Raw genomic sequence first — 17,538 nt, forward strand, 5'->3', positions numbered from 1 at the left:
CACCATGGCGCTGAAACGCTGTAAACCAGTCACGCCCGGCCGCCGGTTCGCCGAGCTGCCGACGTTCGAGGAGATCACCAAGGACCGTCCGGAGAAGTCGCTGCTGCGACCGCGGCGCAGCACCGGTGGCCGCAATATGTACGGCCGCATCACGGTGCGGCACCGCGGCGGCGGTCACAAGCGACGGTTGCGGGTGATCGACTTTCGCCGGGACAAGATCGGGATCCCAGCGAAAGTGGTCGCGATCGAGTACGATCCCAACCGCTCGGCGCGCATTGCGCTGTTGCACTACGCGGACGGCGAAAAACGCTACATTCTGGCGCCGGAGGGGCTGCGGCCGGGGGCGACGGTGATGAGCGGCCCGGATGCGGAGCCGGCGATCGGCAATGCGCTTCCGCTGAACAAAATTCCGTTGCGACTGCCGGTGCACAATGTTGAGCTGCGGCCGGGCGGCGGCGGCCAGCTGGCTCGCGCGGCGGGTGCAATGGTGGAACTGACGGCGATCGAGGGGGGATACGCGCTGTTGAAGCTGCGCTCGGGTGAAATTCGGCGGGTTCCTGAGACGTGCATGGCGACGATCGGTCAGGTCGGCAATCTCGATCATGCGAACGTCTCGCTCGGGAAGGCGGGGCGGCGGCGTTGGCTCGGCATTCGGCCGACGGTGCGGGGCGTCGCGATGAACCCGGTGGACCATCCGATGGGCGGTGGTGAGGGGCGCACGTCGGGCGGTGGGCCGCCGGTGTCGCCGTGGGGTGTGCAGACGAAGGGCAAGCGGACCCGGCGGCGTCGGAAGCCCTCGAGCCGGTTCATTGTGAAGCGGAGAGATTGAGCGATGTCGAGATCCTTGAAGAAGGGGCCGTTTGTGGATGAGCACCTGCGTCGCAAGGTGGAGCGGGCGCGCGCGACGGCGGACCGGCGGCCGATCAAGACGTGGTCGCGCCGGTCGATGATCACCCCCGAGTTCGTCGGGCAGACGTTTCTGGTGCACAACGGTCGTACTTTTGTGTCCGTGTATGTGACGGAGAACATGGTGGGCCACCGGCTCGGCGAGTTTGCGCCGACTCGCACGTTCCGCAAGCACGGCGTGGCAACGGACAAGACGGTGGCGTTGAAGTAGCGGCGGCGCCAGTTGCAGGCGGCGGTGCGGTTGCCTATACTGGCCGGCCGCGTCTGCGCGGGACGGGTTCCGCGGGGAAGTGGATTATGGACATTGTCGCGACGACGAAATACGTGCGGCTGTCGCCACGGAAGGCTCGGGATTTGGCGCGCGAGCTGAAGGGGCGGCCGGTGTCGGTCGCGCTCGCGTTGCTGAGCGCCAGCGAGCGGCGGGCCGCGTACTGGCTGGGCAAGACGCTGCGGTCGGCGATCGGGAACGCGACGAACAATCGCAATCTGAATGCGGAGCGGCTGGTGGTGAAGGAAGCGGTGATCGAGGAGGGGCCGAGGTTGAAGCGGTGGATGCCGGTCGCGCGCGGCGCGGCGCACCCGATCCAGCATCGGTTCAGCCATGTGCGGGTGGTGTTGACGGAGGCGGGAAGCTCGAAGTAGCGCCGCCACACGGGAAAGGGGTGTTCGGTGGGTCAGAAAGCCAATCCGATCGGGATGCGGGTGACCGTCACCAAGGCGTGGCGGTCCCGGTGGTTTGCGGACCGGCGAATGTACGGGCTGTTCGCGGTCGAGGACGACCGGATCCGGCGATGGACGCTGGAGCGTTTCAAAGACGCGGCGATTTCGGAGATTGAGATTGAGCGGCACGGGAATCTGGTGCGGCTGACGATCCACACGGCGCGCCCGGGGGTGGTGGTGGGGCGGCGGGGCAGCGAGGACCGTCGCGAGGAACTTCGGAAGCTTCTGGCGGAGCGCACGAAGCGGGACGTGTATGTGGACGTGCAGGAGGTGCACCATCCCGAGCGCAATGCGCAGTTGGTCGCGGAAGGAATTGCGGCGCAGCTGGTACGGCGGGTGTCGTTCCGGCGTGCGATGAAGCGGGCGGCGGACCTGGCGATGGAGGCCGGGGCGGAGGGTATCCGGATCCAGGTGGCCGGCCGCCTGGGCGGTGCGGAGCTGGCGCGCACGGAGGGGCTACGCCGCGGCAAGGTGCCGCTGCACACGCTGCGCGAGAACATTGACTACGGCTTTGCGGAGGCGCGGACGGTGGCGGGGCAGATCGGCGTGAAGGTGTGGATCTGCAACCGGACGGACGACCGGACCGCGCCGGCTGGGCGAAAGGAGCGTGCGTATGCCGCTCATGCCTAAGCGGGTGAAGTATCGGAAGCAGCAGCGCGGCTCACGGCGAGGCATTGCGCAGTCTGGCAATACGCTGGCGTTTGGGGAGTATGGGCTGCAGTCGCTCGGGCGCGGGTGGGTGACCGCGACGCAGCTGGAGGCGTGTCGGGTGGCGATCAACCGGTTCATCAAGCGGAAGGGCCGGGTTTGGTTGCGGGTGTTTCCCGACAAGCCGGTGACCAAGAAGCCGCTTGAAACGCGCATGGGGAAGGGAAAGGGCGCGGTCGAGGCATGGGTCGCGGTGGTGCGGCCGGGCACGATGTTGTTCGAAATGGACGGTGTGCCCGCGGAAACCGCGCGCGAGGCGCTACGGCTGGCGGCGTTCAAGCTGCCGGTGCATTCGCGCTTTGTGTCACGGCACGCGTTGGTGCGGTAAGGCGCACGGAGAACCGGCAATGAAGGCGCGAGCGATCCGCGAATGGACCGACGATGAGCTGCGCGTGCAGATCGAGCAAGCGCGGCGCGAGCTGTTCAACCTGCGGATGCAGCCGGCAGTGGGGCGGCTGGAGCGCCCCTCGCGCATTCGCGAGGTGCGGCGGGACCTGGCCCGGATGGAGACGGTGCGGACCGAACGGAGGAAAGCGAAAACATGACGACGACCGGCACAGCGACGCCGGCGCGCGGCCGCCGCAAGGAGAGGATTGGCGAGGTGGTGAGCGACCGGATGGCGAAGACGATCGTCGTGCGGGTGGAGCGTCGCCAGCGTCATCCGCTGTACGAGAAGGAGATCCGCGCCTATTCGAAGTTTTACGCGCATGACGAGGCCGGTCTCGCCCGGGTGGGCGACCGGGTGCGGATCGTGGAAACGCGGCCGCTGAGCCGGCTGAAGCGATGGCGTCTGGTCGAGGTGATCGAGCGGGCGCCCCGGAGCGGGGAGGACGCGCGATGATTGGGTTGCGGACGACGATGGAAGTCGCAGACAACACTGGCGCGCAGCGCGCGCAGTGTATTCGGGTGCTTGGCCACGTGCGCGACTATGCGCGGGTGGGCGATGTGATCCGCGTTACGATCAAGGAGGCGACACCGGGTGGGATGGTGAAAAAGGGCGACGTGGTTCGGGCGGTCGTGGTGCGGACGCGCCAGCCGACGCGTCGGCCGGACGGTTCTACAGTGCGGTTTGACTCGAACGCGGTGGTGCTGGTGGATGACCAAATGAACCCTCGTGGTACGCGGATTTTTGGCCCGGTGGCTCGGGAGCTGCGGGAGCGCGAGTTCATGAAGATCGTGTCGCTGGCGCCGGAGGTGGTGTGAGATGAGGGGACGGCGTCGGCGGTCTACTCCGTCGCCCGTGCCGTTCAAGCGGGGTGACGTGGTGTATGTGATTTCGGGCGATGACCGTGGCCGCACCGGCAAGGTGCTGCAGGTGCTGCGGCGTGAGGGGCGCGTGGTGGTGGAGGGGATCAACCTTGTGCGCAAACACCTTCGGAAGTCACCCGAGCACCCGAAGGGAGCGATTGTGAGCGTCGAAGCGCCGCTGCCGGCCTGCAAGTTGAGGCGGTTTGATCCGGAGCGCGCGTCCGCGTCGAAGAAGACCGGCTGATCGCGAACGGCAGGAGTGACCATGGCGGCGTATCTGAAGGAGTTGTATCGGACGCGGGTGGTGCCGGAGATGGCGAAGGCGCGCGGCTATGCGAACCCGCTGCGGGTGCCGCGGCTTCGGAAGATTGTGGTGAACATGGGGTTTGATGCGGACACCGACCGCGACACGATGAAGGCGCTGACGGAGGATCTGGCGAAGATCACCGGTCAGCGTCCGCTGGTTACACATGCGCGCAAAAGCATTTCGAATTTCCGGTTGCGCGCGGGCATGCCGATTGGCGCGAAGGTGACGCTGCGGGGTGACCGGATGTACGAGTTTTTGCACCGTCTGATTGTGGCGGCGCTGCCGCGGATTCGGGACTTCCGGGGTGTGTCGCCGCGCGGGTTCGATGGGCGGGGTTCCTATTCACTGGGTGTGCGAGAGCAGACGATTTTTCCTGAGATCAATCCCGATCACATCAAGCGGGTGCAGGGCATGGACATCACGCTGGTGACCAGCGCCCGCACCGACGACGAGGCTCGCGAGCTGCTGGAGCGGCTGGGCATGCCATTTGCGAAACAGGGGGCGTAAGACCGTGGCGACAAAAGCGTGGAGAGCGAAGCAGCAACGGCCGCCGAAGTTTCGGGTTCGCGCGTACAACCGTTGTGAGCGGTGCGGGCGACGGCGGGCGTATTGGCGCAAGTTCCGGATGTGTCGGATCTGCGTGCGGGAGCTGGCGCAGGCGGGGCGGCTGCCCGGCGTCATCAAGGCGAGCTGGTGAGCCGGCGGGAGTTTTGACGATGAGTTTGAACGATCCGATCGCGGACCTTTTGAACCGGATCCGCACGGCCTGTGCGGCGGGGTTGCCCTCGGTGGACGCTCCGCACTCTCGGCTGAAGGAGCAGATCTGCCGGGTGTTGAAACAGGAGGGATTTGTTGCCGACTACGCGGTGGAGCCCCGGGGGGCGCGGCGGATGTTGCACATTGCGTTGAAGTATCACGGGTCGGGTCCGAATCGCGTGCCGGTGATTCGCGGGTTGCGTCGGGTGAGTTCACCGGGTTGTCGGCGGTACGCGGCGGTGGACGAGCTGCGACCTGTTCGCAGCGGCACCGGCATCGCGGTGATCACGACGTCCGCGGGGTTGATGACCGACCGCGAGGCGCGCCGGCGGCGACTCGGCGGCGAGGTGATCTGTCAGGTCTGGTAGTGCGGAGAACGGCCGATGTCACGACTCGCAAAGAAACCGATTGCGCTGCCCTCGGGGGTGACCGCGGCGGTGGACGGGCCTCGGATCAGTGTTCGTGGGCCGAAAGGAGAGCTGAGCTGGACGTTGCCGGCGGGCGTGGTGGCGGAGGTTGGCGCTCAGGGCATCGTGGTGCGGCGGCTGGGGGAAAGCGCGGACCATCGGCGGTTGCAGGGCACGTCGTGGTCCATCATCGCGGGGATGGTGACGGGGGTGCACCAGGGATACGTCCGCGAGCTGGAGGTGCAGGGGGTCGGCTATCGGGCGCAGCGGCAGGGCTCGACATTGTCGCTGACGCTGGGTTTCTCGCATCCGATCGAGTTCCCCATTCCGCCGGGAGTGGACATTCAGACGCCGGACGCGACGACGATTCGGGTCAGCGGTTGTTCGAAGGCGCTGGTGGGGGATGTGGCGGCGCGGATTCGATCCTTTTACCGGGCGGAACCCTACAAGGGCAAGGGAATCCGGTACAAGGGTGAACAGGTTCGGCGGAAGGCCGGAAAGACCGTGGCGTAGGGCACATTGGGCGGATGAAACCGAGAACACGTGCGGAGTATCGGCAGCGGCGGCACCGGCGGATTCGTCGACGGGTGCGGGGCAGCGCGCAGCGGCCGCGGATGTGCGTGCACTTCAGTTTGCGGCATGCACAGGTGCAGTTTGTGGATGATGATGCGGGGCGGACGCTCGCGGCGGTATCGACCTATGCCGGTCCGCTGAAGGAGTTCGCCGGGCGGGTGACGGTCGAGGCGGCGCGGCAGATCGGCCGGGCGGCGGCGGAGGCGGCGCGCGCGGTCGGGATTTCTGAAGTGGTGTTTGACCGTGGTGGTTTTCGTTACGGCGGCCGGGTGAAGGCGCTGGCCGACGCGGCACGCGAGGGCGGCTTGAAGTTCTGAGGTCGGGGGCAAAACGGATGAATCGAAAGCGGATTGGTGCCGATCGCGTGGACCGGGCGGGGGACGACTCCGGGCTGGACGAGGCGGTCGTTCAGATCAATCGCTGCGCGAAGGTGGTCAAGGGTGGCCGTCGGTTCAGCTTCAGCGCACTGGTCGTGGTTGGCGACCGGGCCGGGCATGTCGGATTTGCGTTGGGCAAGGCGCGCGAAGCGGCGGATGCGATTCGCAAGGGTGGCGAAATGGCGCGGCGGAACCTTCGCACGGTGCCGCTGCGCGACCGCACCATTCCGCACGAGGTGGAGGGCCGGTTTGCCGGTGCGCATGTGCTGTTGAAACCGGCGTCGCGCGGCACCGGCATCATTGCGGGCGGCGCGGTGCGGGCGGTGCTGGATCTGGCCGGAGTGAAGGACGTGCTGGCGAAGTCGCTTGGTAGCGACAGCGCACTGAATGTGACACGGGCGACAATGGAGGCGCTGGAGCAGCTTCGTCCGTATGAGGCGCTGCGGGAGATGCGGTCGGAGGGAGTGGTGACCACATGAGACTGCACGAGCTGAAGAATGCACCGGGCGCCCGCCGGCCCCGCAAACGGGTGGGGCGGGGTGAATCGTCCGGGCATGGCAAGACGGCGGGGCGAGGTCACAAAGGGCAACATGCGCGGGCGGGCAGTGGTCGGCGTTTGCGGTTTGAGGGTGGGCAGATGCCGCTGATCCGCCGGTTGCCGAAGGTGGGGTTCAGCTCGCCCAACCCGGTGGAGTACCAGCCGGTGAACGTGGGCCAGCTGGAGGTGTTCGAAGACGGAGCGGTGGTGGACCCCACGGTGCTGCGCGAGCGCGGGCTGGCGCGAGGACCGGCGCGGATGCGGATCAAAGTGTTGGGGGACGGTGAGCTGACCAAGGCGTTGACGGTGCGAGCCCACGCGTTCAGCCGTTCGGCCGCCGCGAAGATCGCCGCCGCGGGTGGCACCGCGGAAACGATCCGCTGATCGAGGGGCGGCGATGCTGTCGGCCTTTGCGAACTCGTTCAAAATTCCGGAGCTTCGCGACCGCATTCTGTTCACGCTCGGCCTGATTTTCGCGGTTCGGATCACCGCGGTGGTGCCGGTTCCCGGTGTGGACTACAACGCGCTGCGCGAGGTGATTGCGGAGGTGCAGCGCCAGGCCGGCGGCGGGTTTCTGGGGCTGTACGACCTGTTCACGGGCGGAGCGATGGACCGGTGTGCGGTGGGCGCGCTGGGCATCATGCCCTACATCAGCGCGTCCATCATTCTGCAGCTGATGACCGCGGTGATCCCGGCGCTGGAGCGGTTGGCGCGCGAGGGGGAGGCGGGGCGGCAGAAGCTCACGCAGTACACACGCTATCTGACGGTGGGGTTGTGCGTGGTGCAGGGCAGCGCGTTGGCGGGCGCGCTGTTGAACCCGTCCGCGCTCGGCATTCACCGGCCGATCGTTCACATGCAGTCGCACTTTGGATTTGTGGCGCTCGCGGTGCTGACGATGATGACCGGCACGATGGTGCAGATGTGGCTGGGTGAGCAGATTACCGCGCGCGGCATCGGGAACGGCATTTCGCTGATCATCACGATCAACATTGTCAGTCGGTTGCCGGGCGCGGTCGCGCAAACGATGCGGATGTTCGAACCGGTGGGTGGGGAGCGGCCGTACACGCCGTTTCATCTGGCGCTGATGCTGTTGATGATCTTCCTGGTGATCGCGGGCACCATCGCGGTGACGCAGGCGCAGCGCAAGATTCCGGTGCAGTACGCGAAGCGGGTGGTCGGGCGGAAGGTGTACGGGGGGCAGAGCACATACATGCCGCTGCGCGTGAACTACGCGGGTGTGATGCCGATCATTTTTGCGCAGTCCCTTCTGCTGTTTCCGCCGCGGCTGTTGAAGGCGTTGCCGTGGACCTGGGCGAAGGATCTGGGCGCCAGCATTGACTACGGCTCCGGCGCGCACATGGTGCTGTACGCGCTGATGATTTTGTTCTTCTCCTACTTCTGGGTTGCGACGCAGTTCAACCCGGTGCGGATCGCGGACGATCTGAAGAAGTATGGTGGGTATGTGCCCGGCATCCGGCCTGGCACGCCGACGGCCGAGTATCTGGACCACACGATGACGCGGATCACGTTGGCGGGCGCAGTGTTTCTGACGGTGATTGCGGTGATTCCGACCGTGATGCAGAAGCATCTGGGCATTCCGTGGCTGGTCGCGTCGTTTTTTGGCGGCACGAGTTTGCTGATCGTGGTCGGCGTGATGCTGGACACGATGCGGCAGATCGAGGCGCACTTGCTCACGCGGCACTATGACGGTTTTCTGAAGAAGGGCCGTCTGCGGGGGCGGACCTGAGCGGCGGGGAGGTGTGTCGGGATGAAGGCAATTCTGCTGCTGGGGGCGCCGGGTGCGGGGAAGGGGACGGTCGCGGCGCGGCTGGCCGCGACGACGCCGTATCGACATGTGTCGACCGGCGACATGTTGCGCGAGGCGGTGAAGGCCGGGACGCCGGTCGGGTTGGAGGCGCGCGCCTACATGGAGCGCGGGGACCTGGTGCCGGACGATGTGATTCTGCGCATCGTTCGGGAGCGGATCGAGCGGGAGGGAACGTCGGCCGCATACATGTTCGACGGTTTTCCGCGGACCCGCGCGCAGGCGGACGGACTGGATGCGCTGCTGGCGGGGTTTGGGGCGAAGCTCAACGGGGTATTTTTGCTTGCGGTACCGCGAGAGGTGCTGATCTCGAGGATTGCGGGGCGACGCGTCTGCCGGCAGTGCGGCGCGGTGTATCACGTGGTGAACCTGCCCACGCGGGTGGCGGGGGTGTGCGACCGCTGCGGTGGGTCGACCTATCAGCGCCCGGACGACAACGAGGCGACGGTCGCGAACCGGCTGGACGTCTACGAGCGACAGACGCGCGAGCTCATCGATCTGTATCGCGCGCGCGGCATTCTATACGAGGTGGACGCGACCGGCACGCCGGAGGCGACGCGCGATCGGATCGCGCAGGTGCTGGCGGCGTGGCCGTGAGCATTCCGATCAAGAGCGAGACCGAGCTGGAGCGGATGCGTGCGAGCGGCCGGGCGGCGGCGCGGGTGTTGGCGGCGGTGTTGGCCCGCGTGGCGCCGGGGGTGACGACGGGCGAGCTGGATGAGGTGGCCCGGGAGGCGCTCGAGCGGGAGGGTGCGCAGAGCGCGTTTCTGGGCTACCGGGGGTTTCCGGCGCGCATTTGTGTCTCGATCAACGACGAGGTGGTGCACGGGATCCCCGGTCGGCGCCGCATCGCGGCGGGCGATGTGGTGAGCGTGGACTGCGGGGTGGTGTTGGACGGGTGGTACGGAGACGTGGCACGGACGGTGGTGGTGGGCTCCGCGGAGCCGGAGGCGTGGCGACTGGTGAGCGTCGCGGAGGCAGCGCTGGCGGCGGCGACGGCGGCCGCGGTCGAGGGACGGCGTCTCGGCGACGTGTGCGCGGCGATCCAGCAGACGGTGGAGGCGGCAGGATATTCGGTGGTGCGGGACTATGTGGGCCACGGCATCGGCCGATCGCTGCACGAGGAACCGCAGATTCCGAACTTCGGGCGGCCGGGCACGGGTCCGGTGTTGCGGGCCGGAATGACGCTGGCGATCGAACCGATGGTGAACGAGCGGGGCTCGCCGGTGCGGGTGGATCCGGACGGCTGGACGGTGCGGACCTGCGACGGCGGCCGTGCGGCGCACGTGGAGAACACGGTTGCGGTGGGGCGAGCTGTCGCGGAAGTGCTGACGGATCTGGGCGATGGATCGTGACTGGTTTGTGCTGGACGCGGTGGTTGTGGATGTGATATCATCTAAAGCTTTTCGGGCGCGGCTGCGAAACGGCCACGAGTTCGTCGCGTTCTTTGCATGTGCGGCGGACGTGCGCCCGTTGGCGGTGGGTGATCGGATCACAGTGGAGATGTCGCCCTGTGACATGAGCAAGGGGCGCATCCGACCGCTGGACGAGGTGATGCGGAGATGAAAGTGCGCAGCTCGGTGCGTCGAATTTGCGAGCGGTGCAAGGTGGTGCGCCGCCGCGGAGTTGTGCGGGTGATCTGCACGAACCCGCGGCACAAGCAGCGTCAGGGCTGACGCATGGAGAGGAGTGGGCTATGCCGCGAGTGATGGGCGTGGACATCCCGGGGCGCAAGCGGATCGAGTACGCGCTACGGTACATTTACGGAATTGGATTGAGCCGGGCCCGCGAGGTTTGTCAGAAGGCCGGCGTTGACGTCGCGAAGCGGGCGGACGATTTGACCGATCAGGAGATCACGCGGATTTCCGAGGTGCTGCAGGGGTACCGCATCGAGGGCGATCTGCGGCGTGACGTGCAGCAAAACATCCGCCGCCTGATCAGCATCAACGCCTATCGCGGCATCCGACACCGGCGCGGATTGCCGGTGCGCGGGCAGCGGACGAAGACCAACGCGCGGACGCGCAAGGGGCCGCGGAAGACGGTGGGTGCGGTGCGCGGCAAAGAGGCGCGAGCGGCGGTGAAGGCGGCGAAAGGGTAAGGTGCGGCCGTCGGAGTTCCGGAGAGCGTCGTTATGGCCGATGACAAACAGATGAACGGGGCATCCGAGCCCGTGGCGCCGGAGACGGGTGCGGGGACGGCAGACGCAGCGGCGAAGCCTGTGCGGAAGGCGCGCGGGAAGGGGGCGCGCCACTGCCCGGTGGGGATCGTGCACATCCGGGCGACCTTCAACAACACCTGTGTCACGATCACGGATCCGAAGGGGAATGTGATCGCCTGGAGCACGGCCGGCCGGTGCGGATTCAAGGGATCGCGGAAGAGCACCGCGTATGCGGCCACGGTGGTCGCGCAGGAGGCGGCGCGGGCGGCGATGGCGAACGCGGGCATGCGGGAGGTAGAGATCTGCGTGCAGGGTCCCGGCGCCGGGCGGGAGTCGGCGATTCGGGCGGTGCAGGCGGCGGGACTGCAGGTGACCGCGATCCGGGACGTGACGCCGATTCCGCATAATGGCTGCCGGCCGCCGAAGCGGCGGCGCGTCTGAGGCGTCGAGGAGTACCAGCGATGGGCAGATACATCGGACCTGCGTGCCGGCTGTGCCGCCGCGAGGGGATGAAGTTGTTTTTGAAGGGCACCCGGTGCTACTTGGCGAAGTGCGCGATCGACAAGGAGCGCAACCCGCCGGGGCAGCATGGGGCTCGACGGCGTAAGCTCTCGGACTACGGAGAGCAGCTTCGGGCGAAACAGCGTCTTCGCCGGATCTACGGGATGCAGGAGGAGCAGTTCCGGGTGTTTTTCGAGAAGGCGTTGAAGCGGCGCGGTGTCACGGGAGAGCGGTTGCTGCAGATGCTCGAGCTGCGGCTGGACACGGTGGTGTGGCGGCTGGGCTTTGCGGTGTCGCAGCGGGCGGCGCGGCAGATGGTGCTGCACGGCCACATCGAGGTGAATGGCCGGAAGGTAGACATCCCCTCCTGTCAGCTCCGGCCGGGCGACCAGGTGCAGGTTCGTGGTCGGGAGGCCAGCCGGCAGCTGGCGACAGCAAGCCTCGAGCAGATCGCGAGCGTCCGCAAGAGCGACGAGGTCGTGCCGTGGCTGGCGCTGCATCGCGAGGAGCTGCGGGGTGAAGTGCGGTATGTGCCGAGCCGGGATGAAATCCAGCCGATCGTGAACGAGCAGCAGGTTGTGGAGTTGTATTCGAAATGATACGGGGTGGCGGCCCGCAGCGGCCGCCGGTCCCCTCACCATACGGGCCGGGTAACGTCCGGTCCTGGGAGGTTCGTCGATGCCGATCCGAGTGGCGAGATTCGAAATGCCGAAGGCGGTTGCCGCCGTCGAGAGCGATCCGTCTCAGCATTATGCAAAGTATGTGGCGGAGCCGTTTGAGGCCGGTTACGGCCGGACGCTGGGCAACTCGTTGCGCCGGGTGTTGCTGTCCTCAATTGAGGGCGCGGCGATTTCATCCGTCCGCATTGAGGGTGCGATGCACGAGTTCTGCAGCCTTCCGGGTGTGGTCGAGGACGTGACCGACATCGTGCTGAACTTGAAAGGCGTGCGGTTGAAGATGTTCGCGCGCGAACCTCGCAAGATCCGGCTCCGGAAGAAGGGCCCTGGCGAGGTGACCGCCGGCGACATCGAGGGCGATGCGATGATTGAGGTGCTCAACCGTGAGCACCACATTGCGACCCTTGCGCCGGACGGCGTACTGGACATGGAGATGGAGGTGTGCATCGGGCGGGGGTACCGGCCGGCGGAGTGGAACAAGAAGCCGGACCAGGACATCGGCGTGATCCCGATCGACTGTCTCTTCTCGCCGGTTCGACGTGTGAAGTACACGGTCGAGAACTGTCGCGTGGGGCGCCGGACCGACTATGACCGCCTCGTGCTCGAGATCTGGACGGACGGGCGCGTGGAGCCGGACGAGGCGCTGACGATCAGCGCATCCATTTTGCGACATCACCTGGATGTCTTTGTGCACTACGACCGCGACTTCATCCAGTTTGATACCACGGAGCGGCAGGTGGATGCGCAGCGCGAGGAGCTGCGGCGCAAGCTCGCGATGAGCATTAACGACATTGAGCTGAGCGTGCGCGCGGTGAACTGTCTCAACAATGCGAACATTCTGACGGTCGGCGAGCTGGTGCAGAAGAGCGAGGCGGAGCTGCTCAAGTTCCGCAACTTTGGCAAGAAATCGTTGAACGAGATCAAGCAGCGGTTGCAGGAGCTCGGCCTCTCGCTCGGCATGACGTTCGAGGCCGATCTGTTGCCGAGCGAGGCCGACCGTGCCGCGGCGGCGGAAAAGGGCCGGGCGGTCGGCGTCCGGTCGGAGAAGAAGAGTTAGGATCACGGCGGGAGGACCGGCATGCGCCATCGCAAGACGACCATCAAGCTGGGGCGGACGACCGCGCACCGCAACGCGTTGCTGGCGTCGCTGGTGTGCAGCCTGATTTTGCATGGCCGAATCCGCACGACGCTGGCGAAGGCGAAAGCGGCCCGCCGGCTTGCGGAGAGGTCTGTCACCTGGGGGCGCGCGGGGACGCTGGCGGCGCGGCGGCGGGCGTTGGCGGTGCTGCGCCAAAAGCGGGCGGTCAGTCGGCTGTTCAAGGAGATTGCGCCGGCGATGAGCGATCGCAACGGCGGCTATACCCGCATTACCCGGCTTCCCGGCCGCCGGCGAGACAGCTCAACGATGGCGGTACTGGAATGGGTTCGGCCAATCGGCGAGGCTGCCCGAGAGGCTTCCGCCGCGACGGCCGGCTGAGCCGGTCGGGTTCCCCTCGCCTGTAGGATCGCCGGCGGGCGGGGGGAGCGGCGGCAGGGAGATGAGCGTGTCTCGCGCGGAAGGCGGCGCCGGCCCTTCACCGATCGCGCAGTGCCAGGCGTAAGCCGATCGCCAGATAGAGCAGCGTCGGGCCCCACCCGCCCACCCATGCGGGTATCAAGCCCATTTTGCCGGCCCACAGTCCCAAACTGACCATCGCCCAGGAGGAGAAGAACAGCGCCAGGCACAACACGATGCCGCGGAACGCACCCTTGCGCGCAGTGGTGGTGCCAAATGGGATTCCAAACAGTACGGCGATCAGGCATCCCCAGGGCAGGGCCAGCCGGCTGTGCAGCGTGACACGCAGCCGTTGAACTGCACGGGCGTCCAACTGGGGGTGTGTGCGGATGAACCGGACCAGCTCCGCGGCGGTCAGGAATTCCGGGTCTTTGATCTCGTTGAGGAACTCGCGGGGGGTTTCGGTGAATTCGGTCATCGGTCGGAGGGGGAGAATCCGCGGCGGCCCGAGCGGATGGCCGTTCGCGTCGTAGTATTGGAGGCGGACGTTGTAGAACCACCACGCCCCGCCGGTCCATACAGCCTCGTCCGCGAACGCCTTCCAGATGTCGCGGCCGGCGGCGGACTGCTGAACCACCTGAATGTTCTGCATCTGGTGCGTGAGGGTATCGAAGCGTCCGATCAGCCAGGACCGGCGCTCGGTGGGGTTGTGGTAGGGCAGCGGTCCAGCGATGTGCGCCTCGTCTGCGTCGGACCGGCCTTGGACCCGGACAAACTGTCGGGTGCGATACGCGGCCTCGGAGCCCATCGTCTCATTGACCGCCAGAACGACGCCACTGGCCACCAGCCCGATCACCATCAGCGGTAGCATCAACCGCACGAGGCTCAGACCACAGGCGCGCATCGCGGTGATCTCATTGTGACGGGTGAGCTGGGAGAGCGACCAGAGAGTCGCCAGCACCATTGAGACCGGCACGATGTAGTTCAGCGAGGCGGGGATGAGCAGCAGATAGTAGAGGAGGAGGCTGGGCAGCGATGCGCGGCCTTGAAGAAAGTCTGAGAGGTTGTTGAAGAGGTCAAAGACGACATAAACCATCGTGAACGCTGCGCAGCAGACCACGAGCGGCGCAAAGAACCGACGCAGAAGATATCGATCCAGCAGCTTCACGCGCGCGAGCATACGGGGGCGGCGGCGACGCTGGCAAGGACGGGGCGAGAACGGCGGCGCACGTCAGCGCGGACTTTCGACGGTGCGCAATTGGGTCGCCAGCGCCCGCAGCTCGGCGTCGTCCGGCGCAATCCTCAGCGCACGGTGCACCACCTCCGCGGCTCGGTTGGTCTGTCCCGCCGCGAGCAGTGCGCGGGCCAGCGTGTCGAGGTGGACTGCTGAGTTTGGTTCGAGCGCCACCGCGCGCGTGGCAAGATCCAGCGCCCTGCCGGTGTCGCCGAGGTGGAGGCGGCACCATGCCAGATCGTTGAGGATCGCGGCGTCGTCGGGCGCGCTGCGCCGGGCGACCTCGAGCGCTGCCGCGGCGTCTTCCCATCGGCCTTCCGCGATCAGCAGGCTTGCCCAGATGTGGTTGGCGCGGGGATGGCCCGGCCGGAGGCGGAGAAGTCGGGCCGCGTGCTCCCGCGCGCGGTCTGAACGCCGTTCGGCGACATCGAGGGCGAGCAGCACATCCCAGGCGGGCCCGAAGGCGGGATGACGCGCGACGACCTGCTCGATGATTTCCCGGGCTTCCGCGGTACGGCCTTCCCCCGCGAGTGCGTCCGCGAGAACCGTTTCCAGCCACGGGATGCGCAGATTTCTTGATCGAAGACTGTCAACGGTTCGGCGGAGGGCGGCGATGTCGCCGGCTTTTGCCGCGACGAAGCCGTTTGCGATGTGCGCGGCGCGGTCGTCCGGTGAATCGGCGAGGCGGCGGGTGAGAATGCCGCGGGCGGTCGCGACATCGCCCGTCATCGCAGCGAGGAGCGCCTCGTAGACCGGCAGTGTTGGTGGTTGCCGGTTGCGCAACGAATGCGCCACTGCGACCGCGGATGTCACGTCGCCGGCGTTGAGCGCGGCAAGCCCGGCGGCGAGCTGCAGCTCGATGCGATCCGGGTGTTGCTCGGCCAGCTGTTGGAACAATGCGCGGCTCTGCGCCACGTTGCCGCGGCCCTCGAGGACCGCGGCCATCGCAAGCTGAACGGCAGGGGCATCTGACTCGTGGCGCAGGTCAATGAGATCCGACAGCGCGAAGTCGAGCAGGCCGGAGCGAGCCGCCAAAGCGCTTCTGCGGTATTGAAGGTTCGGATCGCGGATGAGGCCGTTCCACCGCGCGGCCGCGACCCGATCAAAGGCGGGGCGTTGTGCGAGCCAACGCTCGAGATCCTGTTGGGCCCTTTCCGCCGACGGGTGTCCCAGATCGCGGGCCAATCTGGCCCGGTTGTGCCGGGCGCTGAACTGCTCCGCATCGAGGGCGGCAGCGGCGTCGAACGCGGTCAACGCTTCGGCGGAGCGGCCGATCTCTTCGAGCATGAATCCGAAGTCGTTCAGCAGCCGGCTCGAATGGCGCCGCAACCAAACCGCGTAGGGTTCGAACGCGCGGGGCAGCCGGTCCAGCCGTGCGAAGGCGGCGGCCAACTGTGAGGTCCATGCTGGGAAGCCGGCCCATCGCGCGGCGAGTGTGGACGCATCCAGTGCGGCGACGCCGCGGTAGGACAGGCGAGCGGGCAGCGCGGTCCATCCGCCGAGGCGCCAGAGTTCGGGCAGATCCAGTGTGACGACGCGGCCGGTGACCGAGGGGTCCCGAACGAACCAGTCCGCGAGGAGCGCGTCGAGACCGGCGGGTGCGAGTCCGCGAGCGCGGGGGTCGTCGGCGAAGATGTCCGCCACATAGCGCAGGTACACTGGATGGCGGCCCAGTTGGACGTTGAGGAATCGCAGGTCCGGCCGTTCGCTGCGGGCGCGCACGGTGAGTAACGGCTCGAGCGGCGATGCCAACACGACCCGTTCGGACCCTTCGAGCTCCTCGAGCACGTTGCTCGCAAACTGGTCGAACGGCGTGGAGTCACAGAGGGCGACCTGCCGTAGGTGGCGACCGGCTGCGGCGCCGAACGAAAGCACCATTGCCGCCGTGTAAGCGACCGCGGCCTTGCGGCGGCGCGCGGGCGTGAGGTCGAGGCGGGCGAGCGGGCCGGGCAGATCCCGGCGGTCGAGGTCGTGCAGGAAAAGGCGGATCAGACCGGCGGCGGCGGCGGCGGTCCACAGTGCCATCACCCCGTAGGGAACGACGAGCAGCGGCGAGGCCTGAAAAATTGGCCAGGGTGCGAAGGGTGCATCGAAGGCGACGGAGACCGCGACGGCGGACACCAGCAACAGTGAGGCTGCGGCCGGCCCGCGTCGCTCGGGCCGCTCGCCGGCGAAGGCGGCGACCACCAACGCGCCGGGCAGACCCACGCACAGCGCCGGTAGCAGCCAGCCGACCGGGGGGATCGCGGTCCGTACCGCACGGAGTTGAGCCCGCAACACTTCCCGCAACGCGGGGCCGAACGATTCGGCGTCCGCCCAAGCTGCAGCGGCTTCGCGCTGGAAAATTGCGGCGCGAACGACCCAGGGCGCCAGCAATGCGCCCAGCAGGATGGCGCCCGCGATCAGCGGCACGCGGATGGCGAGGTGGCCCCGGGACGCATCCGGCATGAACGGCAGCACGAGATCCCGATGGGCGAGCAGAAGCAGCGTCAGCCACGGGAGGAGCACCGGCCACAGGAACCATGTGCCGGGGGATTCAGCGGAGGCCAATCCGAGCAGCGCGGCGGCCGCGTACAGTCGCCGGCGTTTCCCGCTGCGGCCGTAGGCGGCCGCCAGACCCACACCTCCCAGCCAGAGCACTGTGGTTAACGCGGCGGGGTGACAACGAGTGGCAATAAACAGAAAGGGAAACGATCCGGCTCCCAACAGCACCGCCAGGATGGCCGGCACATGTGCCAGTTGTGGCGTGTCCAGCGGCGGAGCGGGGGATTCTTTGTCGCTGGAGTCGTCCGGAGCGGTCTGGGGAGGCGGGCATGCCGCGGTGCTGGTTCGAAACATCGCGGCGAGGTGGAACAACAGCGCGGCGGCGGCGGCTCCGACCACGACGTTGAATCCGTTCAGTGTGCGAATGAAGAGTGGGAAAGGGAGACGCTGGGCGATCCGGACGACGCTTTCCCACAGCGGGTGCGTGAGTGATGGCAGCGGTCCCCGTCCGCCGATCACGGCGATGGTCTCCGCCGGTTCACCGGGGAACAGTCCGGGACACATCACGCAGGCCAACAACACCAGTGCAGTGCCGCCCACGGCCGCCACCCATGCGCCGTGGTG

Annotated in this window: 28 protein-coding genes; 26 read left to right on the forward strand and 2 right to left on the reverse strand. The window is 67.2% G+C overall.

Annotation, left to right across the window (positions count from 1 at the left end; translation table 11 throughout):
* Positions 1 to 4 precede the first annotated feature (4 nt).
* The 26 genes from rplB (at position 5) to rplQ (ending at position 13,178) form a co-directional block, all read left to right on the forward strand.
* Complete coding sequence (gene rplB / locus N2652_11010) at positions 5 to 829, forward strand: 50S ribosomal protein L2 (protein MCX7819712.1); 825 nt, start codon at positions 5 to 7, stop codon at positions 827 to 829.
* 3 nt (positions 830 to 832) lie between these two features.
* A complete protein-coding gene (gene rpsS, locus N2652_11015) occupies positions 833 to 1,117 on the forward strand; it encodes a 30S ribosomal protein S19 (GenBank protein ID MCX7819713.1) in 285 nt (94 codons plus the stop codon).
* An 86-nt stretch (positions 1,118 to 1,203) separates the two neighbouring features.
* Positions 1,204 to 1,548, forward strand: coding sequence for a 50S ribosomal protein L22 (gene rplV, locus N2652_11020; GenBank protein MCX7819714.1), 345 nt, complete (start codon positions 1,204 to 1,206; stop codon positions 1,546 to 1,548).
* A gap of 27 nt (positions 1,549 to 1,575) precedes the next feature.
* The gene (gene rpsC, locus N2652_11025; protein ID MCX7819715.1) at positions 1,576 to 2,256 is read left to right on the forward strand and encodes a 30S ribosomal protein S3; all 681 of its coding nucleotides are present in this window, start codon (positions 1,576 to 1,578) and stop codon (positions 2,254 to 2,256) included.
* Entirely contained in the window at positions 2,240 to 2,662 is a 423-nt protein-coding gene (rplP, locus tag N2652_11030) for a 50S ribosomal protein L16 (protein ID MCX7819716.1), read from the forward strand. Before rpsC ends, rplP begins: the two co-directional genes overlap by 17 nt.
* A gap of 19 nt (positions 2,663 to 2,681) precedes the next feature.
* Entirely contained in the window at positions 2,682 to 2,879 is a 198-nt protein-coding gene (gene rpmC / locus N2652_11035) for a 50S ribosomal protein L29 (GenBank protein ID MCX7819717.1), read from the forward strand.
* Positions 2,876 to 3,175, forward strand: coding sequence for a 30S ribosomal protein S17 (rpsQ, locus tag N2652_11040; GenBank protein ID MCX7819718.1), 300 nt, complete (start codon positions 2,876 to 2,878; stop codon positions 3,173 to 3,175). Before rpmC ends, rpsQ begins: the two co-directional genes overlap by 4 nt.
* Positions 3,172 to 3,537 carry a 50S ribosomal protein L14 gene (rplN, locus tag N2652_11045; protein ID MCX7819719.1) on the forward strand — a complete coding sequence of 122 codons (366 nt, stop codon included), beginning with the start codon at positions 3,172 to 3,174 and terminating at the stop codon, positions 3,535 to 3,537. Before rpsQ ends, rplN begins: the two co-directional genes overlap by 4 nt.
* 1 nt (position 3,538) lies before the next feature.
* The gene (gene rplX / locus N2652_11050) at positions 3,539 to 3,826 is read left to right on the forward strand and encodes a 50S ribosomal protein L24 (GenBank protein ID MCX7819720.1); all 288 of its coding nucleotides are present in this window, start codon (positions 3,539 to 3,541) and stop codon (positions 3,824 to 3,826) included.
* Positions 3,827 to 3,847: 21 nt separating this feature from the next.
* Positions 3,848 to 4,396, forward strand: coding sequence for a 50S ribosomal protein L5 (gene rplE / locus N2652_11055; GenBank protein MCX7819721.1), 549 nt, complete (start codon positions 3,848 to 3,850; stop codon positions 4,394 to 4,396).
* A gap of 4 nt (positions 4,397 to 4,400) precedes the next feature.
* Positions 4,401 to 4,586, forward strand: coding sequence for a type Z 30S ribosomal protein S14 (locus tag N2652_11060; protein ID MCX7819722.1), 186 nt, complete (start codon positions 4,401 to 4,403; stop codon positions 4,584 to 4,586).
* Between the two features lie 19 nt (positions 4,587 to 4,605).
* The gene (gene rpsH / locus N2652_11065; protein ID MCX7819723.1) at positions 4,606 to 5,013 is read left to right on the forward strand and encodes a 30S ribosomal protein S8; all 408 of its coding nucleotides are present in this window, start codon (positions 4,606 to 4,608) and stop codon (positions 5,011 to 5,013) included.
* Between the two features lie 15 nt (positions 5,014 to 5,028).
* The gene (gene rplF / locus N2652_11070) at positions 5,029 to 5,565 is read left to right on the forward strand and encodes a 50S ribosomal protein L6 (GenBank protein ID MCX7819724.1); all 537 of its coding nucleotides are present in this window, start codon (positions 5,029 to 5,031) and stop codon (positions 5,563 to 5,565) included.
* 14 nt (positions 5,566 to 5,579) lie between these two features.
* Positions 5,580 to 5,942 carry a 50S ribosomal protein L18 gene (gene rplR, locus N2652_11075; protein ID MCX7819725.1) on the forward strand — a complete coding sequence of 121 codons (363 nt, stop codon included), beginning with the start codon at positions 5,580 to 5,582 and terminating at the stop codon, positions 5,940 to 5,942.
* A gap of 17 nt (positions 5,943 to 5,959) precedes the next feature.
* On the forward strand, positions 5,960 to 6,481 hold the full coding sequence (gene rpsE / locus N2652_11080; protein MCX7819726.1) for a 30S ribosomal protein S5: 522 nt from the start codon (positions 5,960 to 5,962) through the stop codon (positions 6,479 to 6,481).
* Positions 6,478 to 6,924 (forward strand): 50S ribosomal protein L15, encoded by a 447-nt coding sequence (gene rplO, locus N2652_11085; GenBank protein MCX7819727.1) that lies wholly within the window; start codon positions 6,478 to 6,480, stop codon positions 6,922 to 6,924. The genes rpsE and rplO overlap by 4 nt, the downstream gene beginning before the upstream one ends.
* A gap of 13 nt (positions 6,925 to 6,937) precedes the next feature.
* Positions 6,938 to 8,287 (forward strand): preprotein translocase subunit SecY, encoded by a 1,350-nt coding sequence (gene secY / locus N2652_11090; GenBank protein ID MCX7819728.1) that lies wholly within the window; start codon positions 6,938 to 6,940, stop codon positions 8,285 to 8,287.
* A gap of 21 nt (positions 8,288 to 8,308) precedes the next feature.
* The gene (locus N2652_11095) at positions 8,309 to 8,962 is read left to right on the forward strand and encodes an adenylate kinase (GenBank protein ID MCX7819729.1); all 654 of its coding nucleotides are present in this window, start codon (positions 8,309 to 8,311) and stop codon (positions 8,960 to 8,962) included.
* Positions 8,959 to 9,720 (forward strand): type I methionyl aminopeptidase, encoded by a 762-nt coding sequence (map, locus tag N2652_11100; GenBank protein ID MCX7819730.1) that lies wholly within the window; start codon positions 8,959 to 8,961, stop codon positions 9,718 to 9,720. Before N2652_11095 ends, map begins: the two co-directional genes overlap by 4 nt.
* Positions 9,710 to 9,931, forward strand: coding sequence for a translation initiation factor IF-1 (infA, locus tag N2652_11105; protein MCX7819731.1), 222 nt, complete (start codon positions 9,710 to 9,712; stop codon positions 9,929 to 9,931). Before map ends, infA begins: the two co-directional genes overlap by 11 nt.
* Positions 9,928 to 10,041 carry a 50S ribosomal protein L36 gene (rpmJ, locus tag N2652_11110; GenBank protein ID MCX7819732.1) on the forward strand — a complete coding sequence of 38 codons (114 nt, stop codon included), beginning with the start codon at positions 9,928 to 9,930 and terminating at the stop codon, positions 10,039 to 10,041. The genes infA and rpmJ overlap by 4 nt, the downstream gene beginning before the upstream one ends.
* 20 nt (positions 10,042 to 10,061) lie before the next feature.
* The gene (gene rpsM, locus N2652_11115; protein ID MCX7819733.1) at positions 10,062 to 10,463 is read left to right on the forward strand and encodes a 30S ribosomal protein S13; all 402 of its coding nucleotides are present in this window, start codon (positions 10,062 to 10,064) and stop codon (positions 10,461 to 10,463) included.
* A 51-nt stretch (positions 10,464 to 10,514) separates the two neighbouring features.
* Positions 10,515 to 10,964 (forward strand): 30S ribosomal protein S11, encoded by a 450-nt coding sequence (rpsK, locus tag N2652_11120; protein ID MCX7819734.1) that lies wholly within the window; start codon positions 10,515 to 10,517, stop codon positions 10,962 to 10,964.
* Between the two features lie 20 nt (positions 10,965 to 10,984).
* Complete coding sequence (rpsD, locus tag N2652_11125; GenBank protein MCX7819735.1) at positions 10,985 to 11,623, forward strand: 30S ribosomal protein S4; 639 nt, start codon at positions 10,985 to 10,987, stop codon at positions 11,621 to 11,623.
* 79 nt (positions 11,624 to 11,702) lie between these two features.
* The gene (locus tag N2652_11130; protein ID MCX7819736.1) at positions 11,703 to 12,758 is read left to right on the forward strand and encodes a DNA-directed RNA polymerase subunit alpha; all 1,056 of its coding nucleotides are present in this window, start codon (positions 11,703 to 11,705) and stop codon (positions 12,756 to 12,758) included.
* A gap of 21 nt (positions 12,759 to 12,779) precedes the next feature.
* Positions 12,780 to 13,178: a 50S ribosomal protein L17 gene (gene rplQ, locus N2652_11135; GenBank protein ID MCX7819737.1), complete on the forward strand. Its 399-nt coding sequence runs from the start codon at positions 12,780 to 12,782 to the stop codon at positions 13,176 to 13,178.
* A gap of 97 nt (positions 13,179 to 13,275) precedes the next feature.
* Here the strand turns inward: rplQ and N2652_11140 are convergent, their stop codons facing one another.
* Positions 13,276 to 14,364, reverse strand: a complete 1,089-nt coding sequence (locus N2652_11140) for an LptF/LptG family permease (GenBank protein MCX7819738.1) — start codon at positions 14,362 to 14,364, stop codon at positions 13,276 to 13,278.
* 63 nt (positions 14,365 to 14,427) lie between these two features.
* The gene (locus N2652_11145; GenBank protein ID MCX7819739.1) at positions 14,428 to 17,514 is read right to left on the reverse strand and encodes a tetratricopeptide repeat protein; all 3,087 of its coding nucleotides are present in this window, start codon (positions 17,512 to 17,514) and stop codon (positions 14,428 to 14,430) included.
* Positions 17,515 to 17,538 lie beyond the last annotated feature (24 nt).

The organism is Kiritimatiellia bacterium (genome assembly GCA_026417735.1).
Taxonomy (GTDB): Bacteria; Verrucomicrobiota; Kiritimatiellia; order PWTM01; family PWTM01; genus CAACVY01.

What these genes read in the sequence shown, in the direction of transcription:
- rpmJ (MCX7819732.1), top strand. Translation starts at nt 9,928, where the DNA reads ATGAAAGTGCGCAGCTCGGTGCGTCGAATTTGCGAGCGGTGCAAGGTG.
- rpmC (MCX7819717.1), top strand. Translation starts at nt 2,682, where the DNA reads ATGAAGGCGCGAGCGATCCGCGAATGGACCGACGATGAGCTGCGCGTG.
- rpsE (MCX7819726.1), top strand. Translation starts at nt 5,960, where the DNA reads ATGAATCGAAAGCGGATTGGTGCCGATCGCGTGGACCGGGCGGGGGAC.
- rplN (MCX7819719.1), top strand. Translation starts at nt 3,172, where the DNA reads ATGATTGGGTTGCGGACGACGATGGAAGTCGCAGACAACACTGGCGCG.
- N2652_11095 (MCX7819729.1), top strand. Translation starts at nt 8,309, where the DNA reads ATGAAGGCAATTCTGCTGCTGGGGGCGCCGGGTGCGGGGAAGGGGACG.
- secY (MCX7819728.1), top strand. Translation starts at nt 6,938, where the DNA reads ATGCTGTCGGCCTTTGCGAACTCGTTCAAAATTCCGGAGCTTCGCGAC.
- rplV (MCX7819714.1), top strand. Translation starts at nt 1,204, where the DNA reads ATGGACATTGTCGCGACGACGAAATACGTGCGGCTGTCGCCACGGAAG.
- rpsH (MCX7819723.1), top strand. Translation starts at nt 4,606, where the DNA reads ATGAGTTTGAACGATCCGATCGCGGACCTTTTGAACCGGATCCGCACG.
- rplP (MCX7819716.1), top strand. Translation starts at nt 2,240, where the DNA reads ATGCCGCTCATGCCTAAGCGGGTGAAGTATCGGAAGCAGCAGCGCGGC.
- rplB (MCX7819712.1), top strand. Translation starts at nt 5, where the DNA reads ATGGCGCTGAAACGCTGTAAACCAGTCACGCCCGGCCGCCGGTTCGCC.
- rplR (MCX7819725.1), top strand. Translation starts at nt 5,580, where the DNA reads ATGAAACCGAGAACACGTGCGGAGTATCGGCAGCGGCGGCACCGGCGG.
- rpsS (MCX7819713.1), top strand. Translation starts at nt 833, where the DNA reads ATGTCGAGATCCTTGAAGAAGGGGCCGTTTGTGGATGAGCACCTGCGT.
- rplX (MCX7819720.1), top strand. Translation starts at nt 3,539, where the DNA reads ATGAGGGGACGGCGTCGGCGGTCTACTCCGTCGCCCGTGCCGTTCAAG.
- N2652_11130 (MCX7819736.1), top strand. Translation starts at nt 11,703, where the DNA reads ATGCCGATCCGAGTGGCGAGATTCGAAATGCCGAAGGCGGTTGCCGCC.
- rplO (MCX7819727.1), top strand. Translation starts at nt 6,478, where the DNA reads ATGAGACTGCACGAGCTGAAGAATGCACCGGGCGCCCGCCGGCCCCGC.
- rpsD (MCX7819735.1), top strand. Translation starts at nt 10,985, where the DNA reads ATGGGCAGATACATCGGACCTGCGTGCCGGCTGTGCCGCCGCGAGGGG.
- rplQ (MCX7819737.1), top strand. Translation starts at nt 12,780, where the DNA reads ATGCGCCATCGCAAGACGACCATCAAGCTGGGGCGGACGACCGCGCAC.
- rpsK (MCX7819734.1), top strand. Translation starts at nt 10,515, where the DNA reads ATGAACGGGGCATCCGAGCCCGTGGCGCCGGAGACGGGTGCGGGGACG.
- infA (MCX7819731.1), top strand. Translation starts at nt 9,710, where the DNA reads ATGGATCGTGACTGGTTTGTGCTGGACGCGGTGGTTGTGGATGTGATA.
- rplF (MCX7819724.1), top strand. Translation starts at nt 5,029, where the DNA reads ATGTCACGACTCGCAAAGAAACCGATTGCGCTGCCCTCGGGGGTGACC.
- rpsQ (MCX7819718.1), top strand. Translation starts at nt 2,876, where the DNA reads ATGACGACGACCGGCACAGCGACGCCGGCGCGCGGCCGCCGCAAGGAG.
- rplE (MCX7819721.1), top strand. Translation starts at nt 3,848, where the DNA reads ATGGCGGCGTATCTGAAGGAGTTGTATCGGACGCGGGTGGTGCCGGAG.
- rpsM (MCX7819733.1), top strand. Translation starts at nt 10,062, where the DNA reads ATGCCGCGAGTGATGGGCGTGGACATCCCGGGGCGCAAGCGGATCGAG.